Annotated in this window: 20 protein-coding genes and 3 tRNA genes; 12 read left to right on the top strand and 11 right to left on the bottom strand. The window is 34.3% G+C overall.

From position 1 onward, the window contains the following. The first annotated feature begins 25 nt into the window (after positions 1 to 25). From AC0J6S_RS09625 to AC0J6S_RS09640, 4 genes are all read left to right on the top strand, one after another. A complete protein-coding gene (locus AC0J6S_RS09625; RefSeq protein WP_474953608.1) occupies positions 26 to 2,227 on the top strand; it encodes a B12-binding domain-containing radical SAM protein in 2,202 nt (733 codons plus the stop codon). Between the two features lie 100 nt (positions 2,228 to 2,327). After that, complete coding sequence (locus AC0J6S_RS09630; protein ID WP_474953609.1) at positions 2,328 to 2,813, top strand: acyl-CoA carboxylase biotin carboxyl carrier protein subunit; 486 nt, start codon at positions 2,328 to 2,330, stop codon at positions 2,811 to 2,813. 105 nt (positions 2,814 to 2,918) lie between these two features. After that, a complete protein-coding gene (gene accC / locus AC0J6S_RS09635; protein WP_474953610.1) occupies positions 2,919 to 4,358 on the top strand; it encodes an acetyl-CoA carboxylase biotin carboxylase subunit in 1,440 nt (479 codons plus the stop codon). Between the two features lie 120 nt (positions 4,359 to 4,478). Continuing rightward, positions 4,479 to 6,020 (top strand): acyl-CoA carboxylase subunit beta, encoded by a 1,542-nt coding sequence (locus AC0J6S_RS09640; protein WP_474953611.1) that lies wholly within the window; start codon positions 4,479 to 4,481, stop codon positions 6,018 to 6,020. Between the two features lie 59 nt (positions 6,021 to 6,079). On the opposite strand, the gene AC0J6S_RS09645 is transcribed toward AC0J6S_RS09640, so the two are convergent. Together AC0J6S_RS09645 and hemG are read right to left on the bottom strand one after the other, a co-directional pair. Next, positions 6,080 to 6,571, bottom strand: a complete 492-nt coding sequence (locus tag AC0J6S_RS09645) for a nuclear transport factor 2 family protein (RefSeq protein ID WP_474953612.1) — start codon at positions 6,569 to 6,571, stop codon at positions 6,080 to 6,082. Between the two features lie 54 nt (positions 6,572 to 6,625). Further along, the gene (gene hemG, locus AC0J6S_RS09650) at positions 6,626 to 7,165 is read right to left on the bottom strand and encodes a menaquinone-dependent protoporphyrinogen IX dehydrogenase (protein WP_474953613.1); all 540 of its coding nucleotides are present in this window, start codon (positions 7,163 to 7,165) and stop codon (positions 6,626 to 6,628) included. Positions 7,166 to 7,711: 546 nt separating this feature from the next. Here hemG and AC0J6S_RS09655 point away from each other — a divergent pair. Further along, positions 7,712 to 9,835, top strand: a complete 2,124-nt coding sequence (locus AC0J6S_RS09655) for an ATP-binding protein (protein ID WP_474953614.1) — start codon at positions 7,712 to 7,714, stop codon at positions 9,833 to 9,835. Between the two features lie 139 nt (positions 9,836 to 9,974). Then, positions 9,975 to 11,327, top strand: coding sequence for an NAD-dependent succinate-semialdehyde dehydrogenase (locus tag AC0J6S_RS09660; protein WP_474953615.1), 1,353 nt, complete (start codon positions 9,975 to 9,977; stop codon positions 11,325 to 11,327). A gap of 187 nt (positions 11,328 to 11,514) precedes the next feature. Here AC0J6S_RS09660 and AC0J6S_RS09665 read toward each other — a convergent pair whose 3' ends face one another. Next, positions 11,515 to 11,994, bottom strand: a complete 480-nt coding sequence (locus tag AC0J6S_RS09665; RefSeq protein WP_474953616.1) for a hypothetical protein — start codon at positions 11,992 to 11,994, stop codon at positions 11,515 to 11,517. A gap of 12 nt (positions 11,995 to 12,006) precedes the next feature. Continuing rightward, positions 12,007 to 12,300 carry a hypothetical protein gene (locus tag AC0J6S_RS09670; protein WP_474953617.1) on the bottom strand — a complete coding sequence of 98 codons (294 nt, stop codon included), beginning with the start codon at positions 12,298 to 12,300 and terminating at the stop codon, positions 12,007 to 12,009. A 692-nt stretch (positions 12,301 to 12,992) separates the two neighbouring features. Between AC0J6S_RS09670 and AC0J6S_RS09675 the strand changes: the two genes are divergently transcribed. Next, positions 12,993 to 14,042: an outer membrane beta-barrel protein gene (locus tag AC0J6S_RS09675; protein ID WP_474953618.1), complete on the top strand. Its 1,050-nt coding sequence runs from the start codon at positions 12,993 to 12,995 to the stop codon at positions 14,040 to 14,042. A 191-nt stretch (positions 14,043 to 14,233) separates the two neighbouring features. Here AC0J6S_RS09675 and AC0J6S_RS09680 read toward each other — a convergent pair whose 3' ends face one another. The 5 genes from AC0J6S_RS09680 to AC0J6S_RS09700 form a co-directional block, all read right to left on the bottom strand. Continuing rightward, the gene (locus AC0J6S_RS09680; protein WP_474953619.1) at positions 14,234 to 15,136 is read right to left on the bottom strand and encodes an N-acetylmuramoyl-L-alanine amidase; all 903 of its coding nucleotides are present in this window, start codon (positions 15,134 to 15,136) and stop codon (positions 14,234 to 14,236) included. A 34-nt stretch (positions 15,137 to 15,170) separates the two neighbouring features. Then, the gene (locus AC0J6S_RS09685; RefSeq protein ID WP_474953620.1) at positions 15,171 to 15,635 is read right to left on the bottom strand and encodes a hypothetical protein; all 465 of its coding nucleotides are present in this window, start codon (positions 15,633 to 15,635) and stop codon (positions 15,171 to 15,173) included. A gap of 41 nt (positions 15,636 to 15,676) precedes the next feature. Beyond that, on the bottom strand, positions 15,677 to 16,990 hold the full coding sequence (rimO, locus tag AC0J6S_RS09690) for a 30S ribosomal protein S12 methylthiotransferase RimO (RefSeq protein WP_474953621.1): 1,314 nt from the start codon (positions 16,988 to 16,990) through the stop codon (positions 15,677 to 15,679). A 325-nt stretch (positions 16,991 to 17,315) separates the two neighbouring features. Further along, complete coding sequence (locus tag AC0J6S_RS09695; protein ID WP_474953622.1) at positions 17,316 to 18,902, bottom strand: OmpP1/FadL family transporter; 1,587 nt, start codon at positions 18,900 to 18,902, stop codon at positions 17,316 to 17,318. Positions 18,903 to 18,950: 48 nt separating this feature from the next. Then, complete coding sequence (locus tag AC0J6S_RS09700; RefSeq protein ID WP_474953623.1) at positions 18,951 to 19,961, bottom strand: hypothetical protein; 1,011 nt, start codon at positions 19,959 to 19,961, stop codon at positions 18,951 to 18,953. Between the two features lie 101 nt (positions 19,962 to 20,062). On the opposite strand from AC0J6S_RS09700, the gene proS reads away from it, so the two are divergent. The 5 genes from proS to rpsT all read left to right on the top strand — a co-directional run bounded on the left by proS (position 20,063) and on the right by rpsT (position 22,209). Further along, complete coding sequence (gene proS / locus AC0J6S_RS09705) at positions 20,063 to 21,541, top strand: proline--tRNA ligase (RefSeq protein WP_474953624.1); 1,479 nt, start codon at positions 20,063 to 20,065, stop codon at positions 21,539 to 21,541. 78 nt (positions 21,542 to 21,619) lie between these two features. Continuing rightward, positions 21,620 to 21,691, top strand: a tRNA-Glu gene (locus AC0J6S_RS09710). A gap of 47 nt (positions 21,692 to 21,738) precedes the next feature. Beyond that, positions 21,739 to 21,810: transfer RNA gene (locus AC0J6S_RS09715), tRNA-Glu, on the top strand. A gap of 40 nt (positions 21,811 to 21,850) precedes the next feature. Then, positions 21,851 to 21,922, top strand: a tRNA-Glu gene (locus tag AC0J6S_RS09720). A 35-nt stretch (positions 21,923 to 21,957) separates the two neighbouring features. Continuing rightward, complete coding sequence (gene rpsT / locus AC0J6S_RS09725; RefSeq protein WP_113634332.1) at positions 21,958 to 22,209, top strand: 30S ribosomal protein S20; 252 nt, start codon at positions 21,958 to 21,960, stop codon at positions 22,207 to 22,209. Positions 22,210 to 22,277: 68 nt separating this feature from the next. Here rpsT and AC0J6S_RS09730 read toward each other — a convergent pair whose 3' ends face one another. Together AC0J6S_RS09730 and AC0J6S_RS09735 are read right to left on the bottom strand one after the other, a co-directional pair. Beyond that, complete coding sequence (locus tag AC0J6S_RS09730; protein ID WP_474953625.1) at positions 22,278 to 22,682, bottom strand: response regulator; 405 nt, start codon at positions 22,680 to 22,682, stop codon at positions 22,278 to 22,280. A gap of 4 nt (positions 22,683 to 22,686) precedes the next feature. Continuing rightward, positions 22,687 to 24,396 (bottom strand): PAS domain-containing sensor histidine kinase, encoded by a 1,710-nt coding sequence (locus tag AC0J6S_RS09735; RefSeq protein WP_474953626.1) that lies wholly within the window; start codon positions 24,394 to 24,396, stop codon positions 22,687 to 22,689. Positions 24,397 to 24,444 lie beyond the last annotated feature (48 nt).

Genomic DNA, 24,444 nt, shown 5'->3' on the forward strand with positions numbered 1-24,444 from the left:
TATTTTTGCACCAAACTTATTTCTTTTGAAAACCAAATTATTCGTAATCACGCCGCCTTTTACCCAACTGAATACACCGTATCCGGCAACTGCATATATCAAAGGGTTTCTGAATACTAAAAACATTGAGTCTGTTCAGGCGGATTTGGGTATCGAAGTAATTTTGAAATTGTTTTCGAAAGAAGGACTTGAAAATTTGTTTAAAGCCGCAAGTTTAAAATTTACCGTTGTAGAAATCTCTGATAACTCGAAACGTATTTACGCTTTGCAAGATGAATACCTAAAAACCATTAATCCCGTAATTGCTTTTTTGCAAGGGAAAAATCCAACATTGGCGCTTCAAATATGTCAGGAAGATTTTTTGCCTGAAGCTTCTCGGTTTGCACAATTAGAAGAATTAGATTGGGCTTTTGGAACCATGGGAACACAGGACAAAGCAAAACATTTGGCGACTTTATATCTCGAAGATATCTCCGATTTTATTGTGGAATGTGTCGATGCTAATTTTGGTTTCAGTCGCTATGCCGAACGTTTGGGACGTTCAGCCAATTCTTTTGACGAATTGTACGAAGCTCTACAACAAGAGTCAACGTACATTGATACCGTTCTACTTTCGATTCTAAAAGAAAGAATTGAAACCGTTCAACCTACATTTTTCTTGATTTCTGTTCCGTTTCCCGGGAATTTATATTCTGCTTTTCGTTCGGCTCAATGGGTCAAAAAGCATTATCCAAACATTAAGATTTCGATGGGTGGCGGTTTTCCGAATACGGAACTGCGCTCGCTTTCGGATGCTCGCGTTTTTGAATTTTTCGATTTTATCACGTTAGATGATGGCGAAGCACCAATTGAAGAATTGATAAATGCTAGCACATCGAGCGAAGTCGAGAAGTTATATAAACGAACCTTTCTTCTGGAAGAAGGAAAAGTCGTTTACAAAAATAATTCCCTAAAACACGATTACAAACAATCACAAGTGGGAACGCCGGATTATTCAGATTTACTTTTGGACAAATACATTTCGGTTATCGAAATTGTAAATCCAATGCACCGAATGTGGAGTGATGGTCGCTGGAACAAACTGACCATGGCACACGGTTGCTACTGGGGAAAATGTACGTTTTGTGATATTTCTTTGGATTATATCAAAATTTACGAACCCGTTGCTGCCAATTTATTGTGCGATCGAATGGAGGAAATGATAGCCCAAACAGGCGAGAACGGATTTCATTTTGTTGACGAAGCGGCTCCTCCGGCTTTGATGCGCGCTTTAGCTCTCGAAATTCTTCGAAGAAAATTAGCAGTGACATGGTGGACGAACATTCGATTTGAAAAAAGTTTTACCAAAGATTTGTGTTTGCTTCTAAAAGCTTCCGGTTGTATCGCCGTTTCTGGCGGCCTGGAAGTGGCTTCGGATCGCTTATTGAAACTGATTGACAAAGGCGTAACAGTGGAACAAGTTGCAAAAGTTACTCGGAATTTTACCGAAGCCGGCGTTATGGTTCATGCGTATTTAATGTACGGATATCCCACACAAACTATTCAGGAAACTGTGGACAGTCTCGAAATGGTGCGTCAATTATTTGAAGTTGGTGTATTGCAATCGGGATTTTGGCATCAATTTGCGATGACCGCACACAGTCCAGTTGGTTTGTATCCGGAGAAATTTGGTGTGACAAAAGAAACCGAAGCAATTGGAACTTTCGCTAATAACGATATTAATTATACTGATTCAACAGGAATCGATCATGATAAATTCAGTTTTGGACTCAAGAAATCCTTGTTCAATTTCATGCACGGAATCTGTTTTGATTATGAGTTGCAGGATTGGTTTGAGTTTAAAATTCCAAAGACTAAAATTTCACCTGATTTTATTTTTGACGCTTTACAAGAAGACGATGATTTCAACATCAAGCCTACAGCAAAAATTGTTTGGTTAGGCGGAAAACCATTTGTGGAACATTTCACCAAATCCAAAAAAGGAAATTCCTGGGAAATGATGACCGTGACTTTTCATGATAAAAAAGAAAGTTTCAATATTCAAACTAATAAGCAAGAAGGAGAATGGCTAGTAGAAATGCTTTTGAAAATCTCCGTTTCTAAGGTTAAAATCTACACTTTTCAAGAAGTTAAAGCTGATTTCGAATTACATTTGGAAGACTTTGAATTGTTTTGGTACTCAAAACCAATTAAAACCCTTAGAGAGTTTGGATTATTAGTCTTATAAATTTATTTCATATAACTATAACAAATTAGCATAAAATTTAATTTTTGGTTTACGAAAACGTTTTCTTTTACTTATTTTTACGATTCTAAAATAGAAACAAATGAGTATTGGTTATAAAGTTAATGTAAACGACACTTTTCATTTTGATTTGGAAAAGGAAAGTGTTTCACAACTAGACGCAGTGAGTATGGAAACAAATAAATTCCATGTATTGCACGAAAACACTCCTTATCAAGCGGAAATCATCACTTCTGATTTTCTTAAAAAAAACTACACCGTCAAGGTAAACAACAACACCTATACGGTTGCCATTTCAAATCCATTGGATATTTTGATTAAAGAAATGGGATTCGAAACAGGACTTGCCAAACAAGTCAATTTTATAAAAGCACCTATGCCCGGATTGATTCTGGAAATCAGTGTGGTGGTGGGGCAGGAGGTAAAAGAAAACGATAATTTAATTATTCTGGGAGCGATGAAAATGGAAAACAGTTTCCTTTCGCCCCGCGATGGCGTTATCAAAACCATTTCGGTTGCTATGGGAGACGCCGTGGATAAAGGACAGTTGTTAATTGAATTCGAGTAACGAGAAAAAGTAAGAAGTCAGAAGAAAGAACCAAGAAAATAGTCAGATATAATTTATCTTGATTCTATCAGCGAAGCGGTCTCACTTCTTTTATCTATTTAAAATATGAGAAAAATATTAGTTGCCAATAGAGGGGAAATCGCTATCAGAGTGATGAAAACCGCACAGAAAATGGGCATTAAAACCGTTGCAGTTTATTCGACTGCTGACAGAAATGCACCGCACGTAAAATTTGCTGATGAAGCCGTTTGGATTGGAGAAGCACCTTCAAGTCAATCGTATTTGTTAGGAAGTAAAATCATAGAGGTTGCGAAATCTTTAAACGTAGATGCCATTCATCCGGGTTATGGATTTTTAAGTGAAAATGCTGATTTTGCTGAAGAAGCGGAAAAAAATAACATCATTTTTATTGGTCCAAAGTCGAAAGCGATAAAAATCATGGGAAGTAAATTAGCGGCCAAAGATTCCGTTAAACAATACGATATCCCAATGGTTCCCGGTTTTGACCAAGCCATTACGGATGTCGAAAAAGCAAAAGTCATTGCCAAGGAAGTTGGTTTTCCAATACTGATTAAAGCTTCTGCCGGTGGTGGTGGAAAAGGAATGCGAGTGGTAGAAAGCGAAGCTGATTTCGAATCTCAAATGGATCGCGCAATCAGTGAAGCAATCGCTGCTTTTGGAGATGGTTCGGTTTTTATCGAAAAATATGTGGGTTCTCCAAGGCATATCGAAATTCAAATTATGGCAGACAGTCATGGCAATGTACTGTATTTATTTGAACGAGAATGCAGCATACAGCGTCGTCACCAAAAAGTAATTGAAGAAGCGCCTTCTTCGGTTTTAACGCCTGAATTGCGTAAAAAAATGGGTGAAGCTGCTGTTTTGGTGGCTAAATCCTGTGATTATTTAGGAGCGGGAACTGTTGAATTTTTATTGGACGAAAATAATAACTTCTATTTCCTGGAGATGAATACACGTTTGCAGGTGGAACATCCCGTTACGGAATGGATTACCGGAACCGATTTGGTCGAACTGCAAATCAGAGTCGCAAGGGGAGAAGAATTGGCAATCAAACAAGAAGACTTGAAAATAAAAGGACATGCGATGGAATTGCGTGTGTATGCCGAAGATCCGATGAATGATTTTTTACCAAGTGTAGGTCATTTGGATGTTTATCAATTGCCTGTTGGCGAAGGAATTCGTGTGGATAACGGTTTTGAGCAAGGCATGGACATCCCTATTTATTATGATCCAATGTTGGCCAAATTAATCACTTATGGAGAAACTCGTGAAGAAGCGATCCAAATTATGATTAAGGCCATTGAAGATTATCATGTGGAGGGTGTGCAAACAACATTGCCTTTTGGGAAATTTGTTTTTGAGCATGAAGCGTTTCGTTCCGGGAAATTTGACACACATTTTGTCAAGAATTTCTATAGTGCCGAAATGTTAAAAAACCAAATCGCGCAAGAAGCCGAAATCGCTGCGAAAGTAGCTTTGAAACAATATTTTGAAGATCAAAAAATAGTACGCTTAATAAATTAAAATTGTTGTTCTGACCATTAAGAAATTAAGAAAATTTAAGTTCAGCTTTTTAAATGAAAATTAATTTTTAAATGGTTTTCAAATAAAAATTAGCGAATTGGCGGTTAAAAAAACACATATATGAAAGACAAAATAAATACTTTAAACGATAAAATTGCAGAAGCTCATTTGGGTGGAGGTAAAAATAGAATAGCAAAGCAACATTCGAATAAAAAACTTACTGCCAGAGAACGTGTCAATTACTTGATGGACGAAGGTTCTTTTGAAGAAATAGGGATGTTGGTTACGCACCGAACGTCTGATTTTGGAATGGAAAAAGAATTGTATTACGGTGATGGTGTCATCACGGGATACGGAACCATAAACGGGCGATTGGTGTATATTTTCGCTCAGGATTTTACGGTTTTTGGAGGTTCGTTATCCGAAACTCATGCCGAGAAAATCTGTAAAGTGATGGATATGGCAGTCAAAATGGGAGCGCCCATGATTGGACTGAATGATTCTGGAGGAGCACGTATTCAGGAAGGGGTTCGGTCTTTAGGCGGTTACGCTGATATTTTTTACAGAAACGTACAAGCTTCAGGTGTGATTCCGCAAATCTCCGCTATTATGGGACCCTGCGCCGGTGGAGCCGTGTATTCTCCGGCAATGACTGATTTTACAATGATGGTGGAAGATACTAGTTACATGTTTGTAACAGGACCGAATGTGGTGAAAACTGTAACCAATGAAACCGTAACGTCGGAGGAATTGGGTGGTGCGAGTACGCATTCTACTAAATCGGGTGTGGCGCATATTACTTCTACCAATGATGTGGAGTGTCTGGAAGATTTAAAAAGATTATTGAGCTATTTGCCACAGAGCAACAAAGAAAAAGCATATAATTTACCGTACGAAATGAATGATGAGGTTCGTACTAAATTAGCGACTATCATACCGGATAATCCAAACAAGCCATATGATATGCATGAGGTGATTGGTGGAATTATTGACGAGGATTCCTTTTATGAAATTCATAAAAATTATGCCGAAAATATCTTAGTTGGTTTTGCTCGATTGGGAGGAAAAAGCATTGGAATTATAGCCAACCAACCGATGATCTTAGCTGGATGTCTGGATGTGAACAGTTCCAAAAAAGCGGCACGATTTACCCGTTTTTGCGATTGTTTTAATATTCCATTATTAGTTTTGGTGGATGTGCCTGGTTTTTTACCGGGAACTGATCAAGAGTGGAACGGAATTATCGTTCACGGTGCGAAACTGTTATATGCTTTAAGCGAAGCAACCGTGCCGCGAGTAACCGTAATTACCCGTAAAGCATATGGTGGTGCGTATGATGTAATGAACTCGAAACACATTGGTGCCGATATGAATTTTGCTTGGCCAACTGCTGAAATCGCAGTGATGGGAGCCAAAGGTGCCTCAGAAATTATCTTTAAAAAAGAAATTAGCGAAGCCGAAGATCATGAAGCAAAACTCTTAGAAAAGGAAGCGGAATATGCTGATTTGTTTGCGAATCCCTACACAGCAGCACAACGAGGTTTTGTAGATGAGGTAATCTTACCGCAAGACACAAGACTCAAATTGATAAAAGCGTTTAGTATGCTCGAAAATAAAGAAAGCAGCACTCCTAATAGAAAACACGGAAATATTCCTTTGTAGCATTTTATAAGAATTGAAAAACCACCTGATGAAGGTGGTTTTTTTGTGTATTGCAATGCCTATTGATGCAAACTAACCACTTTTGTGATAGTCCAGATATTATTATTGTTTTTCCAAAAAATGATAAATTTACTGGAATTAGAAAACATTCCTTCTTTGTCAGTATTGTTATGAAATTTATGAAGTCCCATTTCAATGGCTCCAAAATCTTTTATGGGATAAACCTCAATACTTCCTTTCACTACTTCCCGGGTCACTTTACCACAAATGTTATTTTTAGTCCCATCAATTAAGTCTTGCTTAACTGTCATTAAGCCTCCTTTATCATGGTAAAATTCGATATTGTCAGAATATATGGTAGCTTGTTTGTCTAAATTACAAGTGTTATATGCTTGAAAAAAAGTACTATCCATTGCAATTATGGTGTTGTATAATTCAAGATTATCTGGAACGTATTTATATTCCGTTTCCTTTAAAACTTTTTTTTGGGCGAAACAGGCTGAATAAGTAATTAATAATATTAAAAAAAGAGGATAATTTTTTTTTTTCATAATGTGATTTGTTTATAGGAAATAAAACTGAATTTAAAAGCTACAATATATAAATTAAGACTTGTTAGATATTTTATTTGAAAATTGATTTGTAAATTTTGTCACTTCATCCCAATTAGTATATTCATAATCTTGTGAGGTATCCGTTGCACCACCCTCTTTTTTAGAAATCATTTTCATGACGAGGCGTTTGAAATAATCATATTCAGTGTATTTCAAGGCGCCTGCAACTTGGGTAGTCATTAAAGGCTTCCAGCGGGTTTGTTCCAGAAAATGAGTTGTTATTTTCTCAACTTCTCGTTGTTTATCCTCAAGACCAGATGCCGCAGCAAGCGATACTGAGAAAAAAGCACTTGGCATTTGATTTAAATGAGCAACATGTTTTTTAATATAATGCTTTACGGATGATTGGTATTTGTGCATGTGTATGGAAGAACCAATTAAAACTGCATCATACTCTTTTGATGCTGGTGGTTCGGCAGTGGTGTCAGCAATTGTTACTTGGTTTCCGGAATCCTGTAAAATAACTTCGATGAAGTGGGCAATTTTTCGGGTTTGCCCTTCTGTAGTACCATAAAGAATAAGTATTTTCATGATTTTTGTTTTTAAATTAAATAGAATTAATACCAATAATTAAACATATAACAATTTGATTTAAAGGTGAATGTGTTTTTTTTGGATGATTAAATTTATAAATTTAATTTCGAATAATTACTAATTTTAAATTAAATCGGAGATGCTAAAACGAACTTCCAAAAGCAGGAAACGATTTAATGATTTTGTTTGCATGTGCTTTTAAATCTTCAGTTTAGTGTTGGTAGTAGAAACGCTTTTTCTAGATTTTGGAATAATTATCAATTGGAATTGATGTTGAGAGGAAACAAAGTTTTAAAAACAAATAATGCGATAAAAACTTCAATGCCGGCTACTAGATAAATCTTAAAGTAAAGTATAGCGAATTACGTTACGGAATATTATATCTGAATATTTAATCGTGTTGGTGATAAACTACATTTGTTTGAACGGTTGGCTTTTTTTATGATAAAAAAAGTTTATCTTGCGCCTGTAAAAAAAAGTGATATATCCTACAAAACAATACGTAAGATTTTCCGATTATATTTTTTTACTTGTTTAATATTTATGAACAGATTGTGTAGCCTAAATACTTATTTTAAATTATTGTTGTTGATTGCTTCAACGACAGTTTTGTTTTTTTTACTATATACTTCACTCTATATTTATACCCTTAAGGAAGAAGAGCGCTTTTATAAAACTACCTATGAGCAATATGATAGAGAAATAAGATCGTTGTTTAGGCTTAACTCTAAAACGCCAACAGCAACAATTATCGATATTACGTTTTGGGATGCACTAGTCAATTTCACAAAATCTAAGGATGAAAACTGGTACAATCATTTTATAGCAAGTGAATTTGAATCCTATGAAATGGATTATATAGGAATTTATGATTTGGACCGGAATTTAATAAATAAGACCACATCAAGCAGGATTAAAAGTTTTGATTTTATTCCAAAAGAGATGATGGCTGTACTTTATAAATCTAAACTTAAAAAATTTTATTTGAAAATTCCTGAAGGTATCGTTGAGGTTTTTGCCGCAACAATTCATCCTTCGGGAGATCCAAAAAAACGTAAAACAAAACCATCAGGCTATTTTTTTATGGCCAGACTTTTAGATGAAACTTTTTCGTCTTCATTAGGTAATATTAGCAGCTCTAAAGTTAAATTGATTGCTGCCGATTATGTGGTGAATCCCGAGGTTGATTTTGTTGTTGTACTTTTGGATTTAAAAGATTGGAAAAATAAAGTGGTAAGTAAATTCCTTTTTAAAAGACCCTTTAATTTAAATTACAACAAAACAAAAGAAATTCTTTTTATAGTTGTTGTGGCCTCGATAATAAACATGCTTATTTTTATTTATTACACTAAAAAATGGGTTTACAATCCTTTAAAGTTAATCAAGAATATCTTGGAAACTGGAAATGTTGAGTCGATAAATAGTTTAAGAAAATCCAAAGGGGAGTTTGGTTATATTGGAAATCTTTTTGAAGAAAATAATAACCAAAGGCAGCAATTAGAAATCGCCAAGCAAAAAGCAGAGGAAAGTGATACGTTAAAATCATCATTCTTAGCTAATTTATCGCATGAAATCAGAACTCCTATGAATGCCATTATGGGTTTTAGTGATTTATTGACGGATGCTAATCTGACAGAAAATGAGAAAGCCGAATATTTAAAAATCATCAGAAATAGCGGAAGTAGTTTGGTTTCAATAATTGAGGATTTAATTGAAATGTCCAGAATTGATGCTAAGCAAATCACGCCAAATTACAAAGGCTTAGAATTAGAAAAATGTATGGCCGATTTGCATAAGTCTATTAAAATAACGATTCCAAAAGAAAAAGAAATTGAGTTTTTTGTATTAGAAAGTGCAGATAAAAACCCAAAAAACATCTTAACTGATGAAACAAAACTGAAACAGATTATTGTAAATTTAGTAACAAACGCAGTAAAATTTACCGAAAAAGGTTTCGTGTCTTTTGGATATGAAATAAATAAAGAAAAAGAAGTTGTAGTCTTTACGATTCAAGATTCTGGTTTAGGAATTAGCCAGGATTACTCAAAAGTTATCTTTGACAGATTCAGAAGAATTGAAGATAACGCGAGTACCGAAATGAAAGGATTAGGACTTGGTTTGTCCATCACTAAGGCATATGTTGAAATGTTGGGCGGAGAAATAAGTGTAAAATCGACTATGGGGATTGGATCTGTTTTTACATTTACTATACCCTTAAAGTATGATCAAACTGTAGTAGAAAGTACGCCAAGAAAAAAAATATCTTTTTCTGGGAATTATGAGAATAAAATTATTTTGATAGCAGAAGATGATAATATCAATTTCTTATTGCTAAAGAAAATTATTGAATCAAAAAACCACACTGTTTTACGAGCATTTAATGGTCAGGAAGCTGTTAATATATGTGCTAAAAATCCACATATCAGTTTGGTTTTCATGGATATAAAGATGCCGGTATTAAACGGTTTTGAAGCATTTGAACAAATAAAAGTATTCAAACCAGAACTTCCCGTTATTGCGCAAACCGCGTATTCTTCCTTTGAAGACAGAGAGCGAATCATGCAATTTGGTTTTATGGACTACATTACAAAACCATTGGATAAAGAAAAAATATTCGAATTGTTGGACATTATCTTTATTGAAATTAATTCATCAAATTTAAAATAATAAGTACTTAAGATTCCTGATTTACGTACTTTTGATTATCTTTTTAGTTTCTTCTTTTAAATCAAACAAGTTAACTGTTACCTCATTGATTACTGGATTTCTACTACCTAAGTTGCAAAGAATTTAAAATATAAAAAGCATGATATTTAAATCGATAAATCCGTTTTCGCAAGAAGTGATTGCGGAGCATGAAGTATTGACAAATGAGCAACTTAATCAAAAATTGCAATTGTCAGAAAATGCTTTTAAAAACTGGAGCAAAACTTCTTTCCAAGAAAGAGCAGACAAGATGCTTAAACTAGCTAATATTCTCCGTGTAAACAAGGAGAAATTTGGATTGCTGATTACAAATGAAATGGGCAAGATTATCTCTGAAAGTATAGCAGAAGTCGAAAAATCAGCAGGAAATTGTGATTTTTATGCTGAGCATGCAGCGGCAATGTTGAAAGACGAATATTACGATACGCCTTTTAAAAGTATGTCGGTTTATGATCCGATGGGAGCTGTTTTTGCCATTATGCCTTGGAATTATCCTTTCTGGCAAGTGTTACGATATGCCGCTCCGGCAATTATGGCAGGCAATGTGACGCTCTTAAAGCATGCGCCAAATGTTATAGGCTGTGCCAAAGCAATAGAAAGTGCTTTTTTAGAAGCTGGTTTTCCCGAAGGTGTTTTCCAAGAGATAACTATTGATATTCCTCAAGTAGAAAGTGTCATCGCATCAGATAGTGTTTGTGGTATCACTTTGACAGGAAGTGAAATGGCGGGTTCATCTGTAGCTGCATTGGCAGGAAAGCACATCAAGAAATCTGTTATGGAATTAGGAGGTTCAGATGCTTTTATAGTTTTGAATGATGCTGATCTTGAAAAAGCCGTAACTGTTGCCACACAATCAAGGATGTTGAACGCAGGCCAGGCTTGTATTTGTGCCAAACGTTTTATTGTTACTGAGAAAGTTGCGGATGAATTCGTTGCTCTTTTTACGCAAAAAGTACAATTGCTGCAACAAGGAAATCCCTTACAGCAAGGAATCCACATGGGGCCATTGGCACGATTGGACTTAGCAGAAAAATTGGAAGGTCAATTGGCGAAATCAATTCAACAAGGAGCGAAACTACTAGTAGGCGGAGAGCGGGAGAATTGTAATTTCCAACCCACATTAATTGATTTTGTAGATTCAAAAAATATTGCGTTCCAGGAAGAAACTTTTGGACCGCTAGCTACGATTATTAGAGCGAAGGATGCAAATGATGCAGTTGCTATTGCTAATAATCACAGCTATGGTTTGGCTGCAGCAATCTGGAGCGAAGACCGTGAAAATGCGTATCAACTGGCGCGTAAAATTGAAGCGGGAAATGTATTCGTAAATTCTTTGGTACGTTCAGATTCCAGAGTTCCTTTTGGAGGAATAAAAAAATCAGGTTATGGCAGAGAATTAGGAGCAATAGGAATCAAGGAATTTATGAATATGAAATCCTTAGTTATCGAATAAACGATTATCATTAACTGGCACAGTGTTATTTTAATACAGATTTGGTATAGAATGCAAGTATCTAAGATGTATTATAAATAAAGAATCGAGAACAGGATTTGTATTTGTAACAAATCTGTTCTCGATTTTTCACTGAATTTCTACCTATTAATACAAGTTGCCATCAGGTATCAATTGCTTAGTTCTACTAATAGGTATACAATGCCGCTTTTAAATCTTTCGGATTATTGGAAAGAATTACAATAAACGGAGATCCTTTAAGTGCTGCATTCTGTTTCAATCGTTTTTCACCGTTATCTGAAAACGATACAGGAGATTCTCCTTTTATTCCACCGTAAAAACTTGTGATTATTCCAGATTCTTTCAATCCTTCAGTTTGATGTTTCTCTAACACTATAACCTTTTTATAATCAGATTTTCCATTCAGTTGAATTTTTTCAGATATGATTGTAGAAGTACTTTTTGATTTTTCATTCAGCTGTGACACGGCATATTGACTAATTGTCTTTTCTTCAATACTCTGCGGTAAAGAGTAGTAAATCATATTCTTTTCTTTTCTTATAAAGTTTACATCCATCGTTTCGCCATTATGTTTGACTATTTGATGCGTTTGAGCAAGTAAAGAAGTAGTAAATAAAAATGTAAAAGCTATAAATAAATTTTTCATGTGTATATATAATTATGAGTTTTTATAACTCCATTTTGAATTAGGACATAAATTATTAAGGTTTTTAGTAAAAAAATGAGTTTTAGCTTGTTCTGGTGGAGGAGTCAGATTCTGTAAAACAAACTCTTTAATTTGAAACGAATCAAAAGAAGTAATTTTTCTACTTTCAAAAGAATCGTTTTCAAAACAATTTATACTTTCAATTGAAGCAAGAAATAGTGTTTTAGATTTACTCTCGAATGTATTTTCTTCTGCATTTTTTTCGCTTTGTTCATATAAATCATGATTCTTTTCATTTGTAATCATAAAAAGTTTCTCGCTTATCCAAAGGGAGGAAAAAGCGACAAATAATAGCAAAACGGAAAGCTTAATAAGTAATCGAATCATATTATAAATTTAATGAAAAAGGATTTTTTATGCTATTAAAATTTTCATAAAAAAAGAGAGAAATAAAGGGGAACTAACCTGATGGAATTACAGTTTAATTATTGGCTTAATGAGTTTAAATTTTGGTGAAATTGAATCAATTTATGAAATTTTAATCTAATGTTTTTATACAAATATCGTTTTGTGTTTTTATTAATAAAAAATTAGACCCCTATTTTATAAGGGGTTCATTGTTTTATTTTAATTAAATATTTGGTATATGTATGTATTTTTTAGTACAATTTAATAATTGTATTTAAAAAAACAGGGTATTAATTTAAAATTGTGATTATTGAATTTTTAAAATTATTCTTTATAAATACGGAATATCCATTTTTTTTTGTTCATTTTTTGTTATTGATAATTCTTCTCAAATCAAGGTAAAAAAGTTGTAAATAGTAATTTTAGTGAAATAAAAGTTAATAAATTCGCTTCAGATAAAGGGAAAGTTCAGGTCTAATAAGGTGAAAAAAAACATTTTTTTCTTAAAATACCGGGTTCCTGAATTTCAAAATAGGATTAACCAAAACCAAAAAATTACCAACTAGATTACTAACTAAAACCAACTAAAGATGAAAAACCAATTAGCAGCCATAGCATTATTGCTAACTACAACTTTAACATTTGCACAAGAAACAACACCGGCACCTGCCACTACTTTTGCAGGTTCTGCGGATGCGTATTACAAATATGATTTTTCCGGAATAGATAATAGTTTAACCAGTTTTACAAATTCTCACAACTCATTTGAATTGGGAATGGCTTCTATTGAGGCTTCTCATAAAATTGGAAAAGCATCAGTTTTTGTGGACTTGGGTTTCGGAAGTAGAGCGGCTCAATTTACTTATAATGATGATTCGGCTACATTTATGATTAAACAATTGAATTTTACTTATGAGTTTTCAGATAAATTTAAAGTAACTGCGGGAAGTTTTGGAACGCATATTGGATATGAATTATTGGATGCAGTAGATAATAAAAACTACAGTATGTCCTATGCATTTACCTATGGACCTTTTTTTAATACGGGTGTAAAAGCACAGTATACTGCAGGAAAGATTAGTTTTATGGCAGGAGTTTCTAACCCAACCGATTTCAAAACAACTATTGAGGCTGGTTCTTCTCAGAAAACTTTCATTGGACAAATTGCATTTTTAGGAGATACAGGAAGTGCTTATTTTAATTTAACCTCAGGAAGCAGTAATCCATCTTCTGATGAAAATAAAACGCAGTTTGACTTCGTTGGAACAAAAAAACTGAGTGATGCCTTTTCATTAGGATTTAATGGAACGTACGCAATGACTAACAATGATTTTGATAGTGCCTTAGATGGAGAATGGTTCTCTTTAGTTGGATACGCAAATTTAGCATTTAAAGAATCATTGAGTTTGGCTTACAGATTAGAATATTTGGATGCTAAAGAAGCTAGAGCGGGTCTTGGTGTACTAGCAGGAACAAGTGTGGTAGGGAATACTTTATCATTAAATTATAAAGTAGGAAACCTAACTATTATTCCGGAGTTTCGCGTAGATAAAGCATCTGAAGATATCTTTTCAAATAGTGATGCAGCGCCAAAAGGTGTTACTGCTTATGCTTTATTGGCAACAACTTATTCTTTCTAATTCCTCAATAATATTTTTTTTTTGCTGCCAAGATACCATAAAGTATTTTGGCAGTTTTTTTTATTAAGTTTTCGCTGCGGAAACCATTTGCAATAGGGTATTGACTAGCGTTTGATGTGACATTATTGCAAAAGAAAACGGTTTTTTGAATGATTCAAAAAACCGTTTTTATAGTTTGATAGTACTACTAATTATTGTTTTTTATAAATAGAATAAATAGTGTTTATTGTTTTTTCATCTAAAAGATCGTTGACTTCAGTTTGAATAAAATGGAGTTTGAAAGCCATAATTGTCGCTGGTAAATTTTTTGTGTCATATCCTATGATTCGCAATCCTTGTTCTACATTAAAATCAGCAGGAGCTGTTTCTAAATATTCATCAGGCCAAATTCCAAATCCTTTCTCAGCTAGGATTTTCCATGGAAATAATGCGCTAGGATCTTTTTTTCTGGTCGGCGCAATATCGGAGTGACCAATGACATTTTGTGCTGGTATATTGTAGTCCTTTTTCAGTTTAGTCAAAAGCGCCAATAAGCTATTGATTTGCGCTTCAGTAAATAGTTCAGTTCCGTTGTTATCAAGTTCGATTCCTATTGATGTGGAATTAATATCAGTATTTTTCCCCCAAGAACCATTTCCTGCATGCCAAGCTCTGAGATAATCATTCAACATTTGGACCACTTTTCCATCGTCCGCAATGACATAATGAGAACTAACTTGTGCCTCTATTTTTGTAAACGTTTTTATAGTTTGTTGTAATGAATCTTGTGCAGTATGGTGAATAATGATGAAATTGGGTTTTCTCAAATTAAAATTTACAGTTCCAATCCATTCCGTATTAATGCCATTTTCTAGTGGTGTTGAACCCATTTTGAATATTGTGTCTTTATACGTGTGCAATTGTTTGGTGTATAAAGTGTCAATATTTACTATTACTCGAGGGATAACCGGTAGTGGTTGTGATTCCTTATTAGAAATAGTTTCTTTAAGCGTTTTTAGTTTAGAGTCGTAGATTTTCTCGCTCTTTTTGTAAGGATTCGTGGCGCATGAAGTGATGCCAACAGCAAAAATTATGTAGTAAAAAAAATTTCTCATATTGGGAATTAATTTTTGTGTTTAACAAAAAAAATTATTGTTTTGCTTTCTTTTTAGCTTTCGATTTTTTAGGATTTTTTGCTTCTTCATTCATAGCAATATATTTTTCCTTTTGTTCCTCGTTCAATACGTCCATTATTTTCCTGTCTGTAACTTCTGATAGCGCTTGGATGTTTTTTATTTTATCCTCTTGGCTAACTTCTGCTTTTATAAGCATACCTTGTGTTCTTATCCTCTCTAGCAGAATATTCGATATGGCAATTTCCTGAAGTGCATCAAGATTGAGTTCCGGTTTTATGCGCTCGATTATTTTTCCAACGGTAACTTCAACGGGAATTTCTTTTGGTTTATCCTGTGCTCTGGATTGATCCATTCCGCTATTCATTCGGCGATTGCTCCCGTAACCATTTCCATATCCGCCATTTCCATATTGTGCGAAAATAGTATTTGTTGATAATAGTACAAATGCGAAAATTAGTAAAGATTGAATTAGTTTCATAAATAGCGTTTTAAAATGATTTTAAAAATCGTTCCCAAAAGTTATGCAGGTTCTCCGTACAAATCGAATTCCGTTGCTTCAATGATTTTTATCATTACAAACTCACCCGTTTTTACGTAATGTTTAGTAGCGTCAATTAGGACTTCATTGTCAACATCAGGACTGTCAAATTCAGTTCTTCCCACAAAATGTCCACCTTCTTTTCTGTCGATGATGCATTTAAATATTTGCCCAACTTTTTCCTGATTCAAATCCCACGAAATCTGAGATTGTAATTCCATGATTTCATTAGCGCGTTCTTGTTTTATAGTATCTGGAACATCATCCTCAAGTAAGTAGGCATGCGTATTTTCCTCGTGTGAATAAGCAAAACAACCCATTCTGTCAAACTTCATTTCTTGGACAAAATCTTTCAATATGTTGAAATCTTCTTGCGTTTCGCCAGGATAACCTACAATTAAAGTAGTACGAATCGCCATTCCCGGAACCGCTGCGCGGAAGTCTTTTAATAATTTTGTTGTTTTTTCTTGAGTTGTTCCACGACGCATTGATTTCAGTACTGAATCAGCAATGTGTTGCAACGGAATATCAATATAATTGCAAATTTTGGGTTCGCGTTTCATTATTTCTAATACTTCCATTGGGAAACCGGTAGGGAATGCGTAATGCAGACGAATCCATTCGATTCCTTCTACTTTTACCAACGCTTCCAGTAATTCTCCGAGAGCTCTTTTCTTGTAAATATCTAAACCATAATAGGTCAAATCCTGAGCAATTAAAATTAATTCTTTCACCCCATTTTTGGCTAAACCTTCCGCTTCTTTTACCAGTTTTTCAATAGTTTGCGAAACGTTTTTTCCTCGCATCAATGGAATCGCGCAAAAGCTGCACGGCCTGTCACAACCTTCGGAAATTTTTAAATACGCATAATTTTTTGGGGTAGTAGTCAAACGTTCTCCCAATAATTCATGTTTATAATCCGCACCTAAAGCTTTCAATAATTGTGGCAACTCTGTAGTTCCAAAAAACTGGTCTACATTTGGTATTTCTTTTTCTAAATCTGGACGGTAACGCTCTGATAAACATCCGGTAACAAACACTTTGTCGACTAATCCTCTTTCTTTCTTGTCAGCATATTCCAATATCATATTCACTGATTCTGCTTTAGCATTGTCAATGAATCCGCAGGTGTTTATAACAATAATATTGCCTTCTTCGGCTTCTGGAGCTTCATGTTGTACGTCTTTGCCACTGGCGCGAAGCTGACCCATAAGCACTTCACTATCATATACATTTTTAGAACACCCAAGAGTGATTACGTTTATTTTATTCTTTTTTAAAGACTTAGTTCTCATATCATTAGAATCCCGATAATTTGGGAATTTTGCAAAATTACAATTTTTTATTCAAACTTTCCCGATACTTTTCGGTATTGTTTGGGCTTCCTGCCGATGTTCTTTTGGAGCTGCTCCTGCTATACGCTACAAACAAAGTTCACTGAACTCTTATAAAAATGACTACTCGGTGAAGTAATCTCCTGATAAAAATCGGGAGGATTTTTACTGCAAACCAAGGTTACTGAACTCCGCTTAAAATTGAAATTAAGTGAAGTAATCAGGGCTAAAAAAAAATCCGTTTCATAATCACGAAACGGATTCTAAATTTTATTTTTTGGTAAAATTACAATTCAAATAAAAGAGATAAAGACACTGTATTATTAATAGCATCGATACTTGCTCCGTCAGTAAATCCTTGATTGAAAAATCCTTGTTGAGAGTTTCTTTTTGCATACGAATAGGCTAAATCAACTTTGGTTGAACCAAAACTGTATCCTAAACCTGCTGAATAACCAGTTAAGTCGCCTATAGTTACTGCGTTTTTATAAGGACTTTGTTCATAACGATATCCTGCTCTCAAGCTCAAAGCTTCTATTTTATATTCAGCGCCTATTCTTAATTCTCCCGTAGTGTCTAATATTGAATTGATGTCACTATTTAAATCATTAAAATAAGAATCGTTTTCAGGTTTGAATTTCGTATTGCTATAATCTTTAATAGCGTAATCAATACTGATTAATCCAGATTTCCCAAAAACGTAAGCGAAACTTCCGGTTAACTTGCTTGGAGTTTGCAGTTTATAGGGTTCGTAAACATTGATGAACTGGGGGTCCACAACATCTGAGGGTAATTCTCCGTCAGTATTAGCACTTACGGCAACAAGGCTTTGTGATAGTTCATCGGTTAAATTGTACCAGGTTGAAGATTCATACGCTAATCCCAAACGAACTTCATTGGTTAATTTTGCAATGGCTCCCACTTGGAACGAGAATCCAGTTCCGTAAGTGTTTAAGTCATTGTTGAATTGCAATCTTGAAACAGTGTAATTATTGGTTAAGGGAGCATTATTGTCCTCGTAAAAACTGGACAATTTTTGATAATCAGTAAAATGCGAATTTAAGTTTAAACCAACGTATAATTTGTCTTTGTAAGAGGTGGCTGCATTAAAAGAAAGTTTTCCGTTGTATCCTGTGCTGTAAACAGAATTTTCCTGATAATAGTTTCCACCAGCAGGAACATTTGTTATGTATGGACTGTTTGGGTCATTTATATCAGCAGCATCGATTATATAACCTTGATTATAAAATGCTATCATTGCTTGCTGCGCAGCAAAACCGTTTAGATTAGGGAACTGTCTATTTGGGAGGTTAAGCCCTAGAAAGGAATACAATGTGGAGATACTTTTTTCTTGTTCTCTATTGACAAACTGTTGCGGAACGGGCGCTCCATTATTTCCAGTATTGGCATAACTTAAAAAATATTGATCTATGGAATTATTTGGATTTGTTCCTGCCGCAAATAATCCATTATCAAAATTATTGGTATTTTCATAATTGACACCCAATGAAACTTTTTTCCAGTTGCTATTTGTATTTCTGTTGTTGAATACAAAAATAGCTCCCGCTTGGTTCAAATCGAAAGAATTGGATTTCTCGGATGAGTTAGTCCCAAAGTAATTCGAATTGTTTTTAATGTCGTTATTGCTTAGAGTAATCGCCATTTGGTTATTAGTGAAAATAGCTGAACCGGCAGGATTAACATTAATAGAAGACAAATCACCGCCAAGTGCACCAAATGCGCCACTCATTGCTCTAAAGCGGGCAGTTCCGTTCAAATTATCCTGTGAATAACGCATCGCATCAGAGATTTCTTGTGATTGCGCAACGCTTGCTGTCAAACCTAATGCTAATAAAAATAAATATTTTTTCATGTATTTCGAAAGTTTTAATTTAGTAATATTTAAGTAAAACGAATCGGATTATCCTCTTCCGCCTCTTCCGCCCCCGCCAGTCGATCTTCCACCACCGCCACCAGAATTACTGGATCTTGAGCTGCTGTTTGAACTTGGGCTATATGATCTTGAGCTATTATCGTCTCTGGTAGAAGGGGTGTAAGACCTTGTTGGAGTGTTGTTTTGATTGCGAACTCCATTGGTGTTGTCTCTTCTGCTTGGATTGTAGTTAGAGTTATTTTGTGATTGTCCTTGATTTCTTGAAAAATTTGGACTGGTCTGATTCATGCGATTAGAAGTTCCTCTTCCAAAATTAGTTGTATTGTTGTTTCTATAATCTGAATTTACAGCTCTCCTGTTGGCTGATGAGTTAATGTTACGGTTGTAAGTGGAGGCATTGCGATTAGAATTCACAGTATTTGCGTTATACGATCCTCTTCTGCCTGCATTATTGGTGTATACTCTATTGTTGTAATAATTAGAAAGACCCCAATTATTCCATCCCCAGTTGTTTCCGTAATAATTATTCCATCCCCAGTTATTCCAGCCGAAACCAATGTTGTTTCCCCAGCCGAAACCACCGTTCCAGCCCCAATTGTTTCCATACCAGTTGTTCATTCCCCATCCGAAACCGCCATTCCATCCCCAGTTGTTTCCATACCAATTATTCATTCCCCAACCCGTATCGTAAACATTGATGCTTACGCTTTGAGGGTTGCTTCCCCAGCCAGGATAGTTTGAATTGTTCTCTTGTAGCGTATCGTTCTCTAAATGATAATCATTATAATTATCAACATCTGTAAAAATTTCAACTGGTTGATTGTTGTTTTGCAAAGACCCGAAATAGTCTGCATATTGATTGTTTGGAGCATTTTGAGTCTCAGTTTGAACGGCTCTATTTGGAGTGTTACCATAGATTCCGTCAGAATCATAGTAAGAGCTGTTTTGGTATGAGCCACAAGATGTAAATAGGACGCTCAAAAATCCAGCAAAATAGTATATTGCGCTGTTTTTGAAGGGAAGAGTACTAGTTTTCATATATATGGAGTTTTTTATTGTTGTACATTGCAAAAATAGTTAGTTTTGCTGAATTATTTATTTAAAATTATTAATGCAAAATTTGTGCCAAACTATTAAATATGAGTAAGAACTTAACTACAAGGGCGGAAGATTATTCAAAATGGTATAACGAGTTGGTTGTAAAAGCCGATTTAGCCGAAAATTCAGGAGTTAGAGGTTGTATGGTTATCAAACCTTACGGGTATGCGATATGGGAAAAAATGCAAGCGGAGTTGGATCGAATGTTTAAAGAAACAGGGCATCAAAATGCTTATTTTCCTTTATTTGTTCCAAAAAGCATGTTTGAAGCGGAAGAAAAAAATGCGGAAGGGTTTGCAAAAGAATGTGCGGTTGTCACTCATTACCGTTTGAAAAATGATCCTGATAGACCTGGGAAGCTTATGGTTGACCCTAATGCTAAATTAGAAGAAGAATTAATTGTTCGCCCTACTAGTGAAGCTATTATCTGGTCTACGTACAAAGGTTGGGTGCAATCTTATAGAGATTTGCCATTGTTGATTAATCAATGGGCAAATGTGGTGCGCTGGGAAATGAGAACCAGATTGTTTTTGCGTACTGCAGAATTTTTATGGCAAGAAGGGCATACTGCCCATGCGACCAAATCCGAGGCTGTGGAAGAATCAGAAAAAATGATGAATGTATATGCTGATTTTGCTCAGAATTTCATGGCAATTCCGGTGATAAAAGGAATAAAAACAGAAACAGAACGTTTTGCCGGAGCGGAAGAAACGTATTGTATTGAAGCTTTAATGCAAGATGGAAAAGCATTGCAAGCGGGAACTTCACATTTCTTAGGTCAGAATTTTGCTAAGGCTTTTGATGTAAAATTTGCAAATGCCCAAGGGAAGCAAGAATATGTTTGGGGAACATCTTGGGGAGTTTCAACTCGTTTGATGGGAGCTCTTGTAATGACGCATTCAGATGATCAAGGGCTAGTATTGCCTCCTAATTTAGCGCCTATTCAAGTCGTGATTGTACCTATTTATAAATCAGATGAGCAATTAGAAGTTATAAGTACTGAGGTAAATGTTTTGACTGCTGTTTTGCGAAAAATGAATGTCTCCGTGAAATTTGATAACAGAACTACCCAAAAACCAGGTTTTAAATTTGCGGAGTGGGAATTAAAAGGAGTACCTGTACGAATTGCTGTTGGTCCGAAAGATCTAGAAAATGGAACTTTTGAGGTAGCAAGAAGAGATACATTGACAAAAGAAGTTGTTTCTAAAGATGGAATCGAAACTTATGTTAGCGATTTGCTAGAGAAAATTCAAAAAGAATTGTTCGAAAAAGCATTAAATTATAGAAATACACATATCACTGAAGTAAATAGTTTTGAAGAGTTTAAAGAAGTTTTAGATACTAAAGGAGGTTTTGTATCAGCGCATTGGGATGGAACTGCAGCTACTGAAGAGAAGATTAAAGACCTGACTAAAGCTACTATCAGATGTATTCCTTTGGACAGAAGAGAAGAGGTGGGAAGCTGCGTTTTTACTGGTGAAAGCTCAGTAGGTAGAGTGCTGTTTGCGAAGGCATATTAAAAAAAAATAATTTTTTTTGCATCTACTATTGTACGTTTCAAAAATAGTTGTATTTTTGCATCCGCATTAGAGAAGCAGGGCCCGTTCGTCTATCGGTTAGGACGCATGGTTTTCATCCATGTAAGAGCGGTTCGATTCCGCTACGGGCTACTTTTTTTATTGCATGTTAAAGTTTTCCTGAACTTAGAAGGAAGTATGGCCCGTTCGTCTATCGGTTAGGACGCATGGTTTTCATCCATGTAAGAGCGGTTCGATTCCGCTACGGGCTACAATTTCAATATTTTAGATTGATAAAACTTAGGGGATAATGGTCCGTTCGTCTAGGGGTTAGGACGCCAAGATTTCGTCTTGGTAACAGGGGTTCGATTCCCTTACGGACTACAAAAAAAAATAGTAAAAGATAAAAAAGCAATAAAATGGCAAATCATAAATCAGCTCTAAAGAGAATCAGAAGTAACGAAAAGAGAAGAGTATTAAACAGATACCAACACAAAACTACTCGTAATGCAATTAAAGCATTAAGAATAGCGACTGATAAAACTGATGCTACATCTAAATTATCAAGTGTGATTTCTATGATTGATAAATTAGCTAAGAAAAATATCATTCATGATAACAAAGCTTCTAATTTAAAATCTAAATTAACAAAACTTGTTGCTAAATTGTAATTAATGCAATTTGTTATATATAAAAAAAGCTCTCATAAATGAGAGCTTTTTTTTGTGCCTTATTTTTTTTATTTTAATTCTAATTTATTTTTTAGGTATTCAAGCATTGTTTTTGTGATAGGTTTTGGTATAAAGTCAATTACCATAGGGTATTTTTTTGCCTTTTCTAAGTCTTCAGGGTCTATTGTTGAAGAGAGGATGACGACTTTAATTGAATTAAAATCGGAATAGGTAGTGCTGTTAAAATGATCTAAGAATTCCCAACCTCCCATTACAGGCATGTTTAAATCTAAAAAAATTAACTGAGGGTGATTCTTTGAGTTTAAAGTTTTGATAGTGTTGAAATAAAGAAGTGCTTCTTCTCCGTTTTGACAAGTGATAATTTCATTGCAAAAGTTTGACTTAGTAATAACTTTTTTACATAACATAAGTGTTATAGGGTCGTCGTCGATGAATAAAATTTGATTAAGCATTTTATTAGTTTCTAAAAGTTAATGTAAATGTCGTCCCTTTGTTAACTTCACTTTCTATATCGATAGTTCCTCCCATAGTTTCTACCTGCGATTTTACTAGATACAAGCCCAATCCTTTGCTATCCGGGTAATTATGAAAACGTTGGTAGAGGCCAAAAACTTTATCGCGATTTCTTTTTAAATCGATTCCTATACCGTTATCTGAAAAGATTATAATTACTGTGTTTCCATTTTTGCTTGCTGTAATGTTTATTTCAAGTTTTCGATTTTCTGATTTGAATTTTAAAGAATTAGATATCAAATTTAGGATTATACTTTCCAGATAAGCTTTGTTTGTATTTAAAATAGAAACTTTTTTTAAATTGATGTTTATTGTAGGCTTCGAGAATTCAATTTGAAAACTAAGTTGATTGATAATTTTATCAAAAATATGTTCCAGTTGAATAGCTTCTTTTTGTAAAGAAGAGTTTTCTTTTATTACGATAACTTTGACTAAATCATTTATAGTTTCATTTAATAGGTGAGTTGATTTATTGAAACCATTTAGTATTTCTTTTAATTCTAAATTTTCAATCGGAATATCTTCTATTAAATTAAGTAAGCCTGTTAAATTAGATAATGGAGCTCTAAGGTTGTGTGATGTTATATAAGAAAACTGTTTTAGATCTTTATTTTTCTGAATTAATTCTATAATTAAATTTTCTTTTTCTTTTTCTTGTTTCTTTTCTTTTGATATGTCTCTTTGAATTGAAATCCAATGCGAAAGTTCGTCTTCAGAATTGTAAACAGGAATCATTGAGAATCGGACGAGATATTGCTCGTTTTTCTTAGTATAGCTTATCGTTTCTATTTGGCATTCTTCTTTATTATTTATAGCTTTAAGAAGTTTCTCATACTCCTTCATGTCAGAGTTTTGTCCTATAAAAATACTAGGAGATTTGCCGATAATTTCATTGAAAAGATATCCGGACATAATAGAAAATGCAGGATTCGCGTAAATGATTTTAGGAATGGTACTGTCATTAGAAAATGCTTCTGTGATGATTATAGAGTCTTTTGATTGAGTAATTACGGTTTCTAATAATTTAAGGCGTTGTTCCTCTTCTTTTTGTTTGGTTATATCTTGGATAGCGCCAATCATTCTTGTTGGTTTTCCATTTTCGTCTTTCAAAAGAAAACCTTTGTCTAGTATATATTTATAGGTGTTATCAGCGCATTTAAAACGATATTCATCCTGCCATTTTTCAGTTTTTTGTTCGAGAAAAGAATATAATTTAATTGACATTTTTATGCTGTCTTCTGGATGAATTTTATCAAACCACCAATTAGAAGTGTCCCCAATTTGGTTTTCTGTATAGCCAAAAATATTATTAATTCCTTGGTTCCAACTAAAGCTGTCTTCTTGAATTTTCCAATCCCAAATAGTATCGCTAGTGGCTTTTGCAACAATATCATATTTGTCATTTGATTCTTTGATTTTTTGATTTGTATCTTTTAATTTTTGATAAATGGCATAGCTCTTTGAGTTGTTGTGAGCTAAAATAAATTTCAGAAGCATTCCTGAAAAAAGAACAAACAAGATGTCTTTAATAAAATATAAAGATTGATAACTGCTATTATAAGTGTAATCTTGAAGAGATTTATAATAAATAATCGAAATAAACATTAAAAGGATAATGTAAATTAAGGCGATTTGATTGGATTGATTTTTCATTAATCAAATATAAATAATTAATGCGATATTATTAAATAAGATTTTAAA

The sequence above is a fragment of the Flavobacterium sp. TS_SC_5 genome, assembly GCF_056156265.1.